Origin of the sequence: Methylobacterium sp. CCH5-D2 (assembly GCF_001556475.1) — a bacterium.
Classification (GTDB): Bacteria; Pseudomonadota; Alphaproteobacteria; order Rhizobiales; family Beijerinckiaceae; genus Methylobacterium; species Methylobacterium hispanicum.
Genome location: NZ_LSIX01000365.1, coordinates 1 through 273 on the forward strand (window position 1 = coordinate 1; position 273 = coordinate 273).

Sequence of the window (273 nt, forward strand, 5' to 3'; positions counted from 1 at the left end):
TGCGACGCCCGCCGAAACGGGGGGCGCTACTCGGCGGCGGCGCGGTGCTTGACGGTGCCGCGGTCGCGGGCAAGCCGGTTGCCGAGCACGCCGATGCAGGAGACGAAGCCGCTCTGGAGGCGCGCCATGTCCCCCGAGAGCTTGTTGTAGGCCATCACCGCGGGGATCGCGACGACAAGGCCGATCGCGGTGGCGAACAGCGCCTCGGCGATGCCCGGCGCCACCACGGCGAGCGAGGTGTCCTGGCTCTTCGCGATCGACGAGAACGAGTTC

1 protein-coding gene is annotated in these 273 nt (G+C 71.4%); it reads right to left on the reverse strand.

Features of this window, described 5'->3' with window-relative positions; all coding sequences use genetic code 11:
• Positions 1 to 26 precede the first annotated feature (26 nt).
• Positions 27 to 273 (reverse strand): MotA/TolQ/ExbB proton channel family protein (locus AX737_RS09400; protein ID WP_197430519.1); only part of this gene is annotated, 247 nt, incomplete at its 5' end.